Below are 12,868 nucleotides of genomic sequence, written 5' to 3'. Positions count from 1 at the left end.
GTTGTCACGGTGTCTGCTCCATTGAATGTCAGGTTATTGGATCGTTTTCGATGCGGCGTACGGGCCGGTATCGAAGAGATCGGTCGGCAGCGTGCCCTTGATCACACCGCCATCCACGAAGATCTGATGCTCGCGCTTGAGTGTTTCCAGATCGATCGGCTCGAAGGTCACGCGATTGATGTCCGACCAGCGCGCGGCGTACGCTTGCGCGTCCTCGGCGGGCAGATTCGCGCTCTTCTGCAGGATTGCCGCCACGTCGCTCTGATGCGTCGCTCCCCATTGCAACGCCGCACGCATGCCTGCGATCAGCTTCGCCACGTCCTGCGGATGCTGCGCAAGGTAGTCCGCACGGATCGCGCTCACACCTATGTAGGGCGTTGCGTCGGACTTGGTCAGCTTCTTCCACTCACCGCCGAAACTTCCAAGCCGCTTGACCTTCAATTCCTTCAGTTGTGCGATGGTTACTGAGCGTAACGCAGCTGCATCGACCTGCTTTTGCACAAGGAACTGGGCGAGCCGCGCTTCATTTCCAGGGACGATGGAAAAATCGTTCGCCTTGATGCCGTCGTTACCCTGCAGCACCGCGGTGGCAATCGCCGCGACCGAACTGCCGGGCGGTGACATGCCGACCTTCTTGCCACGCAGGTCGGCGAGCGATTTGATCGGCGAATCCTCCGCCGCGACGAATTCGACATCGGCGGGTTGTGTCGCAAGCACGATCTTCAGCGGCACGCCCTCGGCCGCCGTGCTGAAAACAGCGGCGGCCGGCGCGGCGAACGCGAAGTCGATCGCGTTGGCTGCCAGCGCGCGATTCGGCGCGTTGACATCGGAGAAACGAATGAAGGTGACGTCAAGGCCGCGCTGCTGCAGGAATTTTTGCGCCTCGAGCACCGCGCCAAAACCCAGACTCACACCGCTCGTCCAATAGCCAATACGCATGGGTTCAGCATGCACCGTTTGCACGACGCCGAGTATTGCGGTGGTCACAAAGGCGGTTGCCACCGCCACTCGCCTGACTAGTGAATTGCCTTTCATGGTTCCTTGTTCCCCGTTAGATCAGTCGGTCTTTTTCCAGCGAAACAGGCGGCGCTCGAGTGGCTTCAACACACCCGCTTCGAGCAGCAGCATCAGGGCAACGAGCGTGACGGTCCACGCGAAGACCTGATCGGTCTGCACGAGATCGGCCGCTTGCCGCAGGCGGTAGCCAATGCCGTTCGACGACCCGATAGTCTCAGCCACCAGTGACACACGCCAGCCGAAACCGAACGCGAGGCGCGCGCCAGCGAAAAAATGCGGCAGGATGGTCGGCAGGAAAATCTTGCGCATGATCTGCGTCTGCGACATGCGAAAGCTGCGCGCGAGCTCAACGTGGTTGCTGTCTACTGTCAGTGCGCCCTGCCATACGTTCGTCAGGATCAGCGGCATTGCCGTCATGAACACCACGAAGATGGTGGTTGCGTTCGAGATGCCGAACCAGATGATGGCGAACACCGCCCAGATCGCGGAGGACACGGTGTTCACAATCGACAGCAGCGGCTCGAAGAAATGCGCCACGCGCGGATTCGAACCAAGCGCGATGCCAAGCGGCGCACCGACAGCCGCTGCCAGCAAAAATCCAGCCACGACGCGATACAGCGTGATGCCAAGGTCATCGAAGAAGGTGCCGCTCTGAACGAGTCCCACAAATGCGTGCGCGACTCTCAGCGGTCCAGGCAATACGAACTGCGGCATGCGCAGCGACGCGAGCCACCATGCCGTCAGCAGCAGGACGACGAGCACCACGCGTTGCGCAACAGTTGACGCGAACGAACTACGCGGAACAGTGGACATAGGTCAGATCAGAAGACGCAATTGGCGGATCGCCTCGGCCACGGTGGGATCGGTGGCGCTACGCGGACGCGGCAGCTCGACATCGACAATCTCGCGCACGCGGCCGGGACGCGGCGCGAGCACCACGACTCGATCCGCAAGCACGATCGCTTCCTCCACGTCGTGGGTCACGAACAGCACAGTCATGCGTTGCATCGCGTGAATGCGCAGCAGCTCCTCATGCATTTGGGAGCGCATCTGCGGGTCCAGCTTTGAAAACGGTTCGTCCATCAGCAGGATGCGGGGACCAGTGACAAGGCTCCGTGCGAGGGCAACACGACTGCGCATGCCGCCCGATAGCTGATGGGGGTGGGCATCGGCGAAATCTTGCAGTCCGACCAGATCGAGGACCGCGTTCGCGCGGGCATGGCGCTCCCGAGCGGGAATAGCGGGGCTCGCCGCTTCAAGGCCGAACTCGGCATTCGCACGCGCGGTGCGCCAAGGCAACAGGCGGTCTTCCTGGAACATATACGAGAGCGCGTTACGATCCTTCGTTCCTTCTGCCCGCTTGCCGTCGATCCAGAGTTCGCCGGTACCCGGTTCCAGCAGTCCTGCAACCATGTTGAGCAGCGTGCTCTTGCCGCATCCCGATGTGCCGAGGAGCGCCACTATTTCACCTTGCGCGACATCGAAGGATACGTTGTCCAGAATCTTTAGCAATCCGAAGTGTTTTCCTACGCTGCGTAGTGAGATGGCAGCGGAGATGGCAGCGGAAATCGCAGTGCTCATCGGCGAAGCTCCGCCACCGTGTAGAGCGGCAACGATGCGCCCGCGCTGGAAAGACTCGCATAGACCTTCTCCATTGTCATGCTCTGGAACGTCTCTATATGACGGCGCGCAATAGTCTCCGCCCGGCGTTCATCGCCCGCAATGAACGCGTCGATCATTGCATTGTGATCGTGCTTGATCTCGGGCTTGGTCCCCTGCACGCCAAAGCCAAGCGCAACGAGGCGCGACATTTCATCGAGCAGGCTCGCGAGCGTTCGATGCAAGCGCTCATTGCCGCTCGCCGCAGCTATAGCCAGATGAAATTCGCGGTTCGCGTCGAGAAAAACATCGATTTGCGCGGACAACGCCCGCTCCGGATGCGGCACGCGACACGCCGCTTCGAGACGCCGCAGCAACGCCACGTCAACGCGGCCGCAAGCCAGGCGCGCTGCCAGTGGTTCAAGTTGTACCCGTAGCGCGAACACTTCTTCCACGTCTTTCAATGTGATCGCTGCAATGCGGTAACCCTGTCGCGGCAGAGAACGCACGAAGCCTTCGTGCACGAGTCGCACGAGTGCAATGCGGCAACTGGTTTTACCGATGTCGTACTCCGACATCAACTGGCTCTCGGTGACGGTCGACCCGGGCATCAGCTTGCATGAAAGCAGGTCGCGGCGGATGCGTTCGTAGGCGTCATCGCCGCGTAAGACTGCGGGCGCTGACGGCGCAAGCAGTTCAGGAGATCGCACTTCGGATTCGTTATAGGTCATGGCCGTTAAGTTGTGAGCTGCTCACGACACGGAATTGATACGTTCAAGAAACTATCGTAGGCGTTTACGACATTTTTCAAAAACAAGTTATTTAAATAAGTAACTCCCGTGGGGAGATATCGTGGGAGGCTCAGGGGTTTATGACATCCGGGTCTTGTGCGAGGGTGCGTCCGTTGCCCGAGGGACTTTGCGGTCTTCTCCTTTCCAAGGGGGTGTAAATTCTGATGATTATCCGTAATCGTTAGGATAACTTTTATTGCTTGGTTCGCAATTAAGCAGCTAAAGAATGGGGGCAAGAGATCGAATTGTTGTGTGCTACGAGGGGAATTCGCCAACGGAGTTAAGCAGCCGCTGGTCTGGCCTGCAGTTTGCGTGTATCTGCTTGGCAAACTTTATTGGAGGTCAACCATGTTCAAGGCTCTTATTCCTTCTGTTGTTATCGCCTCAGCGCTTGCTGCGCCGACATTTTCGTTTGCTCAGGACAACACGCAAGTGACACGCTCCGCAGTAAAGACCGACCTTCAACAAATGGAACAGTCGGGCTATAACCCAGCGGCTGAGCGCACCACTTACCCGGACCAGGCCCAAGCCGCGGAACAGCGCGTGGAATCACAGCGCGGCGTAGCCGCTACGTCCTATGGCCCTTCTATGAGCGGCACTTCCGTTTCAGGCATGCGCTCACCGATGACCCCAGCGGACGGGGCGCACTCCATCTACTTCGGTCATTGAGGCGCCAGCGAGGATTGTTGGTCTGGAGGCCTCACGGGTAGAAAGGCGGCGGCTAGTGGGGGTTGAGCTGTTTCGCTTTTCACTCGACGGGTAACTGCGGCCGCGCGACCGTCGTGGGTCGCAAGCGTGTGGCAACGGCAATGCAGCTGCAGAACTGAAAGAGGCCGTTTCCAACTTGCGTTGGAAACGGCCTCCTTGATGTTTCAGTTGGGGTTGTTTGCTTGTTTCAGCGTTTGCTGCGAGAAGCAGTTGTATCGATTTCCGCTGCCTTTTAACCCATCTCGTTATACAGAAGTGTCATAGCCGTCGCGCAAGATCTGGATGGTGATCACAGCATCCATGACTCGCTGCATGCCAATCCACAGCGTCTTCGCGCCCGGTTCGCCGTCGCTCTTGCGCCCGAGGAATCCGCCCAGCGATGCGACCATCCGTATCATCTGGTTGAGCGTCGGTGGTTTTTTCGGACGCGCCTTCTTACAGAGCACGTGAGCGCCGTGTATCTCGTCAGCCGCGAAGAACAGCGACGCGTCCAACTCCGGACAGGTCCGTCCGACACGTATGAGCCGCGCTATACGCCACGATACGACCATGTACAGCGCGAGCGCCTTCTCCACCCGCTCCATCTGTGAGAGTTGCAGCGCCTCGACCCGGCAGGCGTTCTTCAGGACGTTGAAGAACATTTCTATTTCCCACCTCGCGCGGTACCAGTCAACGAGTTCGATGAGCGCATGCGCATCGCCCGCTTCGCGGTTGGTCACAAGACGCCAGATGACGGGCTTCACACCCGCTGGCGCATCCACTTCATACGCCTCGACGCAGGTGAGCGCGACACCGGCACGCCCGGGCAGCGTGACGCGCTGGCTACGCAGTTCCTGCCTCACTTCACGCGCCTTCTGGCCGCTGCGCCCGGGCAGCACGAAGCTGATGTGGCCGAGCACCTCACTGGCGTGCACCGTCTCCCATAAACTCGCTTCGCCCTTCAGGGCACGATTGTGCTGCGAGCGCATCAGCCAGTCCGCCGGTTCACCCAGTTCCTGCGCACGCTGCATGAGCGCGGCGATGTCGCCTTCACGATCGGCCACATACACCAGTCGCGTGTCAGGCAGGGCCCGTGCCTGTTCGGCCACGATCTCATAGCTTTCGATCCACCGCACACTTTCCCTGACACCGCCACGCCTGCCGTCTGCATCGCGTGGCTCGCGCGCCCACATCCATGCATTCACCACACCCAACGGCTCCCGATCCGGTGTCACCGCATAGGTCGCGTGAAGATACATGCCTACCTGTGCTTCATAACTGAGCGGGCCAGCCCCTTCGATATCCTGCCCGTTAAAGTTCAGCTCTGTCGTATCGGCAATGCACAGCACCACCGGCAACTGCCCCATGCGTGCCGTGGTACGGTCCCAATGCGGCTGCATCATGTCGCGCCAGTCGATGTGCTCATTGCCCAGAAAGCGATATGCCGCGATCGTCTCAGCCCAGCCTTCACACGCGCCCGGAATGCTGGCCGTGGGACGGCTGGCGAACCGTTTGACCAGCTCCTTCGCGCGCCGGTCTCGCCGTGGATCACCCAAATCCAGCGTTTCAAATTCCTCGTCCACCCATGCTCCCGCGTCGTCTCGGATCTTCATGCCGAAAATCCGAGAGTAAACGCGAAATCCGCATTGTTAACAACCCCCTTCGGACAACTTTGTTACTTCGCCATCGTTTCCCGAAGCGTCGAGTTGTGTATAAGGAGATGCTTTTAACCCGCGCACTTTATACCTGCTCGTCCGCCGTTTCGTTGAGCGTCCGCATTGCCGCTTTCTCCGCATTTGCCACATGCAGTCGCGCGGCTGCTCCCGCACCTTCCGAATCCCGCGCTTGCAATGCCTTGAACAATTTGTCGATTTCACGAAGGCTGGTTGGAAGGCGGTCCGGATGCATCAACGAAGTCACTCGCAGCAGGTTGACCCTCGAATACAAGCCCGCCAATATCTCTTTCACCAGTGCATTGCCACAGTTATCGAGCAATACATCATAGAGCTCGGTCTTGGCCTTGAGCACGCCCGCTTGATCGTTGGCCAACGCTTGCGCGCGTAGCACTTCTGCTTTTTCGCCGAACTGCGCGATGGCCTCGTCGTCCGCAAGTCGAGCAAATTCTCCGGCCGCGAAACCTTCGAGCAACCCTCGGATAGCATACAACTCAGTTGCCTCCTGCTTCGACATGATCGCGACGACTGGCCCCTTGTGCGGCACGCTGCGTACGAGCTTTTCGGCTTCCAGTCGGCGCAATGCCTCGCGAACTGATGTCCGGCTGACGCCTAGCGTCTCACACAATTCACGCTCGATGAGCCGCGCGCCCGGTGCGAAGCGACCGGACATGATGGCCTGTCGAAGCGCATTTTCCACCTGATGGCGCAGCGTTTCCGGCCGCACCAACCCCATTTCGGTTGTCATTATTGTATTCCCGTCCGACAAAGATCACGTCGGCATGATACTTGATGCACCCTGTCAAAAAGGATGATCTGAAGGCCAGCTTTGCGCTGTTGAGGCGAGGTGTCCGGGACTTGCGATGAGCCTATCCGATTGAATGATTGTCGGACATAGGTGCTTGCAATAATCGATGACTCTGGGGCTGCTGGACGCCGTAGTTATGCGCTCCTTTGGAGGTGGTTTTTTGATCATACGATTTGGGTTCGAAGCAGGATGTGTCCACCGGTTCACGCTTTCGTGGGCGGAAGTTCGCTGACCGACCATACGGTGCATCCCCTCGTGAGCGATTTTACGAGTGACGGGGCGCACCCTTTTTGGAAGCGGGTGGTGTCACCCGACTCGCTATCGGGCTCTGCCCGTGATGAAAGCAGATGCGCAAGCAACTGACCGTTAGTTGCGACTGAGCAAATGCTATCAAACTGACCATAGAGCCCGGTTCCTCCGCAGCGTACCTGGGAGGTTCGTTCGGTTCGATCGGGTTTCTAAGGGGGTTGTCGTATTTCGCCGCATCCAGCGGCATGAGCGACTTGATATTTGCCCGGGAAATAACTCGACACGCGTGCGCTTGCAACCAGTGACGGGGAATACGGTGGGTCGGGTTCTTAAGGGGATCCCGATGCCATTCACGTCCCGATATGCGTACGTCATGCAGATCGATCAGCGTCCATCGTCCAGCGATTACGGAGAGCGTCCCACGCCCATCACTCCGCGAAAACGGACTGAAGCGCGCAATTAACTGCTTACCTTAGAACTTCGCCCGGAACTCCCGTCAAGCCGTGTATCACGAGAATCCAAGGAGACGCCGGCACATGAAGCCCGGAGCATCTTCTTCATCTCGCTGAGGCGATCGTTGATCGTTGATGTCCTTGTTCGCGGCATGGCATGTCCGGTTGACGCCGTAGCCTTGGGCTGAACGGCATGGTTGTTGTCGCACTTCAATTGGAATGCAGTGACCTGATCGGACGTTGCTCGGACGACCTCCCTTGCGTTCAGCGCAGCGACGAACGCGGCTGCCCACTGGCCGGTGGAGACGCGTGGCCTTGCTTCCCGGTAATCGTGGACGATGATCGAGTCGGCTGTGCTGGAGACCGTGATGAGGCGGGTGTTGGCAATATCGATAAACACGTGTCCAGCACACTGGAGCACGGCGGCGTCGATACTCGCGGCGCGTGCCTTCTCTTCGGCCAGTCGTTCTGCGGCGAGTCGCTTGGCACGTATCTGATGTCCAAAATCAACCGGGGACCGGAGCAGGGCGCGAAGATAGCTTATCGGGCGCTTCGCATTTCGCAAGTGCTCCCAGGTGGCTTCAACTACGTCGGAGAGCAGCTTTGCCTGCGCCTTCGCTTCTCGCATGAGTTTAAAAATCAAAAATTGACGAAAACCCAAACTCAGCAAGCGCTGGAGATCCACTGGGAGCTCTCCTGGTTGTCTCTTTTGATTCTTAGGGAATAGATCCTTATATATAGCTCCGTCTGCCACCGTGACACACGGAGAGGTAAATGAATGGGCAGGTGCGCTGAGTTTCCCGTCGTCCGGCGAAGTTAAATGAGCGGATTGACCAGCAGCGAGCTGGCGAGCCGAAGATTGCGTAGGGGAAGCCGAACCTTCGGAAAACGGAGATTCAGAAGCCTGAGTTCCGCAAGCCTGAGACATATACCCGAGGACGATGGCGGATTTCTCCGTGAGGTGCAAATAGGCGCGCCCAAACAAGCCAGCGGTCCCGAAGCGCTTCTGCGGCACGCGCTCGATCAGGCCGGCTGCTTCGAGATCGTCCAGGCTTCGATAGAACGTGCGCATCGATTGCATGGCACGCCCGGTCAAAAGCTCGCGGCGGGCGAATATGGCGGCGTATGGACGGTTGGCGTCAACGGTGCGTGCAAGTGCGGCCAGCACGGCGCGAGCGCGAGCAGGGAGTGCCGGAAAGTTCGCCGCACGATGCGCGGCCCGGAATACGACCCAAGGGAGATTTGATTGACCGGCGAGAAATTCATCCAGCGCGGTTTGGTCGGTATCGACTGAGTCGTCGGAGGGTGGAAGAGGGTACACGTCCCCCTCGCCAGCAACGGAAAGTTGCGCGATAAGCATGTCACACGTCCATTTCTTCAAAATGGAAGAGAAACGCTTGACTGCCGATCGCTATCCGCTACACTTCGAGGTGTTGGGCCTTTATCCGATTTCCGTCGGAGAAATGCAGCGGTGGGCAAGCGACAGCGAAGCCCGGTTACTCAAAAGCCTTCGGTTCCCGCCGAAGGCTTTTGTTTTTCCTGCATTGAAATCAGTTCATGATCGTTCTCGGTCGTTTGGCTAAGTCCATGATTTTTAAAGGTTCCCTATTAGGGAAGTCCTGAATCTCGATCCGGGACTTCAGGGTACTGATGTGCTACGCGCTAAGTCATTGATTTAAAGCAGTTCCCTACTAGGGATCACTGCTTTTCGAGTTCCGACTCAATGAACGCGTGAATTTTTTCTGCCCATTGCTCGGCTTCGTCAGCAGCTTTACCTGAGAACGAGACCCCGACCACTCCGTTTCGAGCCGAGATCTGACAAACCTTCTTGGCTCCGCGTTTGACAACCAAGGGTTCGTGCTTCTCGCGGGGCGCCCGGTCCGGCTTCGTTGCCGCTACCGCTTGCGCCTGGGTGTATGCGTCATCCGCCAACAGCCGCTCGATTGCGGCCTTCACCTTGTCTTCCCGACCCTCCGCCACCGCCTTGGCCATTTGCTCGGCTGCATTACTTCCCAGGCGCTCAGGCCGAGTCGCCAATAATTCCTTGGACTCGTCAGGCAGCAGATCGAACTTCATGATTCGCCCGACGTGCGAGTCGCTAATGCCGGCAGCCTTCGCCAAATCCTCTTTCGTAATCCCCGTTGAGTCCTGAAGCGATTTGAAGCCCCAGAATTTCTCAAAGTCCGAAAGAGTAGGTGATAAGAGATTCGAGAAGAACGCGGCGTACTCGACCATCGACGCGTCGATGTCCAGCACAATGCCGTCAATCTCGGTGCGACCCAGCTCGCGATACACCGAAGCCCGGTTATGACCGGCCACGATGTCGTACTCGCCGTCATGGCGCTCGCGCACCGTAATAGGCTGGGCGAGCGGATATGTGGTCAGGTTCGCTTTAAGTTCGGCGTACTCTGTCGGCGTAAGGCGTCGACGACGGCCCGGGATCTCGTGAAGCTTGTCCAGCGGCAGTTTGCCGGGCGCACGCTGCTCCAGTGCCCGTTTCAGCTTGTCAATTTCAGCCTGCTGGCTGTGAACCCGCCCTTGAAGACCGATCAACTGCCCAGGCGCGGTGCGAGGCGCGACCGGTTCCGAAGGCGTATCAATACCATCGTCGTCTAGCCGAATACCTGCTGCCTTTGCCTTTTGTTTCGCTGCTGTAGACATGCTTACTCCTTGTCCCAGAGGTAACAAACCTTGCTGTCGATCAGATCAACAACCTGGTCATACGGCACGCGGATTCGTCGAAGCGTAGCGGCATTGCCGTCGTAATTCGGGAAGTCGTACACCGTTGAAAAATCGTTGGTGGTCGTCCGGGCAAGGTCCGTTTCCGGGATCTCGACCGGCAAAACGCGCTCGCCATAAGTCGTAATGACCCAGTCGCGAACAATGGACGCATTCGCCTTGTTCGGCATACGCGTCACCAGGATGTCGATGAAGTCGAACACCTTGGCTTCATCCGCTGACTCCCCGAACTGCTTCATGCCGGAGACCATGTCGGAGAAAAGCGACCAGAACTGGACCATTGACGCGAACGAGAGCGTGTCCGGCATCACCGGCACAATGACCCCGTCCGCCGCGAAAAGCGCATTGATGGTCAGGTAACTCAACGTGGGCGCGGTGTCGATGATGATGTAGTCGTACTCGTGCTTGAGTTCCTTGAGCCCGTCGTTCAGCACGTTCCAGAACTTTGCACTCGGCGACGCGTGAACGCGCGCCGGGAGCATGAATTCGGCGTTGAACAGATCCGTGGATGACGGGATCAGGTCAAGGTTTTCCCAATACGTCTGCATTGGCAAATGCTTCATGTCGAAGGTTTCGCCGCTGACGTAAGCCTCGATCAAGGGCAAAATAGTCTGGTCGCCATTGATTTCCGCGTGCGGGTTGATCCCGTACAGCGTGGTCGCACTGCCCTGCGGGTCCATATCTATATGGAGGACGCGCCGGCCGTGGCGCAACGACAAGCCTTGCGCCAGCACCATGGACGTCGTGGTCTTGGTGACGCCGCCCTTGAAGTTGCCGATTGCGATGACTTTCCCGTCTTTCCCAGGCGGACGTTGTCTTGGCTTGCGTTCCGCCTTGACCCATTCAATGGTTTCGGCGAGCGTAAACTGCCGCGCGGCCCCAGGCTTCTCCTGAGTGCCTTGAGGCAGTTCTCCTTTCTTGATCAGATAGGAGAAGCGGGCTTTGTCGATGCCGCACAGTTCCTGCAGTTTGCCGCTCGGGAACGCCGGGGCAACCTTCCGTGGGAACGGCTGGAGCATTTGAGTGCGAATTCGCTCGAGCATTTTCGCGGAGCGAGCCGCCAAATTGACGAGGTCGTCCGGCGTCACCTCAATGGGTGGCGTCGAAAGGTTAATATCCATGCGTTCTTCTTCCCGGTGGCTCTGGTTCTACCAAAAACGTTGATTCACCCTTAAAAGGTAGAACCGACGGTAACCGAAGACTAAGAGGTATACGGAGTAAACGCAAGTAAACTTTGCCGGACCGGGTAGCCGCAAAGGCACGTGGTTGTTGGGCTTCGAGGAAAAAGTTGAGAAAAGACTTGAGGGAAATCGGGGGTGTTGCGACGCTTTAGGTCTGTAGATTCAAGCGTCAGCGAGGAATTTCTTGCTGTTAGCGCGTCGACAAAACGCCGCTTTTACCGTTAGCGAACGAACCGCGACGACCAGCCTTCACGTAAAGAAGCGTCGTGGAAAGGTTGGCGTGACCGAGGCGGAACTGGACCTCGCGGCAATCTGTGCCGCTTTCGAGTGCATGATGCGAGTGGGTGTGGCGGACCCAATGGGTGCTCGCATTGAAACAACGACGTGAATCGAGCAGATTTTGCGGTGTTGAAAGAAGTGCGGCCCAGGAGAAAAGCCGTCGGAATACCTGCCCCATCCCGTCGGGCGTCAGTGAATTGCCGGTGCGAAAATGTGCCAGGAGAGGGGTGTCGGCCGGACAAGCGCCGGGGTCTCCGGGCAAACCGCGGGCTCGCAGGCTCTCAAAAATCAATTCCATGACGGCCTGTGGGACCGGAATGGTTCGCGCCGCACGGCCTTTTCCGGGGATTGCAAGTTGCCAGGCATTGGCTGATGTGCTTTCAAGCCTGCTTCCTGACACGCTTTCCAGCGCGGGCCGGAACAGCCCGCCAGTTGTTGCATGCGCCAGCTCCGCTCGCCGCAGCCCGGTTGAGTAGGCAAGATTCAGCGCCAGATAGTCGCGTAATTCCCGTTGAGAATACCGGTCACGAGAGGCCGCCTGGACCACGCTCTGCCACTCCCCATGGTTCAGCGAGCGGCCTGAAACGTCAATTCGCGGGCCAATCGCCACCGCCGGGGCACTCGAAAACGGGTTGTGCGCCCAATAGTTCTGCTCGACCAGCCACTGCCCCATCGCGTGGAGAATTGCACGCGCTGTTTCCCGGCTGCGATTGGAGAGCGCGCCGACAAACGGTCGCCAATCCAGGTGAGTTCGCTCGATTTTCGCTCGTCCGATCCAGCGGGCCGCTGGCTGCGGATCGCCCAGAAATGTCCCGATATACCCCGCGCAGTCGGCGCCATCCAACGACGATAGCGCCTTTTTCTTTTCGTTGAGTGCCCACAGAAGCAGGCGCTCGGCCTCCCGGCGATAGGCGCGGGCGGTGTGCGGACTGTCTTGCCGAGTGGCAAGCCAAGCATCGATTGCCTGCAAATCTGTTTCCAGTGAACACGGCGAACCGGGGCTTCGCGCGCGGTTGGTACCGGCCGCCCCGTCTATTTCCGCGGGTACAGCAAGAGATTCGATTGGCACGATGCCGTTCTGGCGGGGCCGCACGAGCGCCGGATCGCCTTGAGCCAAGCGCCGGCGCGGAGTGAGCGCACGTCTGGACAGCGTATGGCGCAGCGAATCCGCGTGAAGAACGAGCCAGTCAACTATCCGGCGAGCCGCCTTTGGCCCGACACGCGCCACGCTTGCATACCAGCGATGGCCGCGCTGCTCGATGAATCCGAGGAGATCGGCGAGCGTATGGATACCCGTGTGCTGAAGTCGGCTTGCAGTTGCGGGCTCAAGCCAGCTCGCAACCGGGTGGTCCGGCTGCGGGGCCTGGACCAGACTGGCCTCCATGCGAGCGAG

11 protein-coding genes and 1 pseudogene are annotated in these 12,868 nt (G+C 58.7%); 1 reads left to right on the top strand and 11 read right to left on the bottom strand.

The genetic code is table 11. From position 1 onward, the window contains the following. Positions 1-33: 33 nt before the first annotated feature. From SBC1_RS22810 to SBC1_RS22795, 4 genes are read right to left on the bottom strand one after another with little or no spacing between them, the layout of a single operon-like run. Complete coding sequence (locus SBC1_RS22810) at positions 34-1,035, bottom strand: ABC transporter substrate-binding protein (protein ID WP_165095615.1); 1,002 nt, start codon at positions 1,033-1,035, stop codon at positions 34-36. A 21-nt stretch (positions 1,036-1,056) separates the two neighbouring features. After that, the gene (locus SBC1_RS22805; RefSeq protein ID WP_165095618.1) at positions 1,057-1,830 is read right to left on the bottom strand and encodes an ABC transporter permease; all 774 of its coding nucleotides are present in this window, start codon (positions 1,828-1,830) and stop codon (positions 1,057-1,059) included. A 3-nt stretch (positions 1,831-1,833) separates the two neighbouring features. After that, a complete protein-coding gene (locus SBC1_RS22800; protein ID WP_165095622.1) occupies positions 1,834-2,598 on the bottom strand; it encodes an ABC transporter ATP-binding protein in 765 nt (254 codons plus the stop codon). Further along, positions 2,595-3,347, bottom strand: coding sequence for a GntR family transcriptional regulator (locus tag SBC1_RS22795; protein WP_165095625.1), 753 nt, complete (start codon positions 3,345-3,347; stop codon positions 2,595-2,597). Before SBC1_RS22795 ends, SBC1_RS22800 begins: the two co-directional genes overlap by 4 nt. A gap of 408 nt (positions 3,348-3,755) precedes the next feature. Here SBC1_RS22795 and SBC1_RS22790 point away from each other — a divergent pair, with 408 nt between their 5' ends. Next, positions 3,756-4,076, top strand: a complete 321-nt coding sequence (locus SBC1_RS22790) for a DUF4148 domain-containing protein (RefSeq protein WP_165095630.1) — start codon at positions 3,756-3,758, stop codon at positions 4,074-4,076. A gap of 284 nt (positions 4,077-4,360) precedes the next feature. Here SBC1_RS22790 and SBC1_RS22785 read toward each other — a convergent pair whose 3' ends face one another. The 7 genes and pseudogenes from SBC1_RS22785 to SBC1_RS40645 all read right to left on the bottom strand — a co-directional run. Continuing rightward, positions 4,361-5,656 (bottom strand): IS4 family transposase, encoded by a 1,296-nt coding sequence (locus SBC1_RS22785; protein ID WP_241202125.1) that lies wholly within the window; start codon positions 5,654-5,656, stop codon positions 4,361-4,363. A gap of 178 nt (positions 5,657-5,834) precedes the next feature. Further along, on the bottom strand, positions 5,835-6,515 hold the full coding sequence (locus SBC1_RS22780; protein ID WP_165095635.1) for a GntR family transcriptional regulator: 681 nt from the start codon (positions 6,513-6,515) through the stop codon (positions 5,835-5,837). A 768-nt stretch (positions 6,516-7,283) separates the two neighbouring features. After that, positions 7,284-8,636: a replication protein O gene (locus SBC1_RS22775; protein ID WP_165095638.1), complete on the bottom strand. Its 1,353-nt coding sequence runs from the start codon at positions 8,634-8,636 to the stop codon at positions 7,284-7,286. Between the two features lie 338 nt (positions 8,637-8,974). Next, complete coding sequence (locus SBC1_RS22770; protein ID WP_165095642.1) at positions 8,975-9,937, bottom strand: ParB N-terminal domain-containing protein; 963 nt, start codon at positions 9,935-9,937, stop codon at positions 8,975-8,977. Positions 9,938-9,939: 2 nt separating this feature from the next. Further along, positions 9,940-11,136 carry a ParA family protein gene (locus tag SBC1_RS22765; RefSeq protein WP_165095645.1) on the bottom strand — a complete coding sequence of 399 codons (1,197 nt, stop codon included), beginning with the start codon at positions 11,134-11,136 and terminating at the stop codon, positions 9,940-9,942. A gap of 250 nt (positions 11,137-11,386) precedes the next feature. After that, on the bottom strand, positions 11,387-12,592 hold the full coding sequence (locus SBC1_RS40005; protein ID WP_241202225.1) for a tyrosine-type recombinase/integrase: 1,206 nt from the start codon (positions 12,590-12,592) through the stop codon (positions 11,387-11,389). Positions 12,593-12,646: 54 nt separating this feature from the next. Then, positions 12,647-12,859: pseudogene (locus SBC1_RS40645) on the bottom strand (phage integrase family protein); the annotation flags it as partial. Positions 12,860-12,868: the final 9 nt, after the last annotated feature.

The sequence above is a fragment of the Caballeronia sp. SBC1 genome (genome assembly GCF_011493005.1).
Taxonomy (GTDB): Bacteria; Pseudomonadota; Gammaproteobacteria; order Burkholderiales; family Burkholderiaceae; genus Caballeronia.
This window is presented reverse-complemented; position numbering and strand designations above follow the sequence as displayed.

Bases quoted from the DNA above. Each gene is read 5' to 3' on its own strand.
- SBC1_RS22765 (WP_165095645.1), bottom strand. From the start codon at position 11,136: ATGGATATTAACCTTTCGACGCCACCCATTGAGGTGACGCCGGACGAC.
- SBC1_RS22790 (WP_165095630.1), top strand. From the start codon at position 3,756: ATGTTCAAGGCTCTTATTCCTTCTGTTGTTATCGCCTCAGCGCTTGCT.
- SBC1_RS22810 (WP_165095615.1), bottom strand. From the start codon at position 1,035: ATGAAAGGCAATTCACTAGTCAGGCGAGTGGCGGTGGCAACCGCCTTT.
- SBC1_RS22795 (WP_165095625.1), bottom strand. From the start codon at position 3,347: ATGACCTATAACGAATCCGAAGTGCGATCTCCTGAACTGCTTGCGCCG.
- SBC1_RS22805 (WP_165095618.1), bottom strand. From the start codon at position 1,830: ATGTCCACTGTTCCGCGTAGTTCGTTCGCGTCAACTGTTGCGCAACGC.
- SBC1_RS22770 (WP_165095642.1), bottom strand. From the start codon at position 9,937: ATGTCTACAGCAGCGAAACAAAAGGCAAAGGCAGCAGGTATTCGGCTA.
- SBC1_RS22800 (WP_165095622.1), bottom strand. From the start codon at position 2,598: ATGAGCACTGCGATTTCCGCTGCCATCTCCGCTGCCATCTCACTACGC.
- SBC1_RS22780 (WP_165095635.1), bottom strand. From the start codon at position 6,515: ATGACAACCGAAATGGGGTTGGTGCGGCCGGAAACGCTGCGCCATCAG.
- SBC1_RS22775 (WP_165095638.1), bottom strand. From the start codon at position 8,636: ATGCTTATCGCGCAACTTTCCGTTGCTGGCGAGGGGGACGTGTACCCT.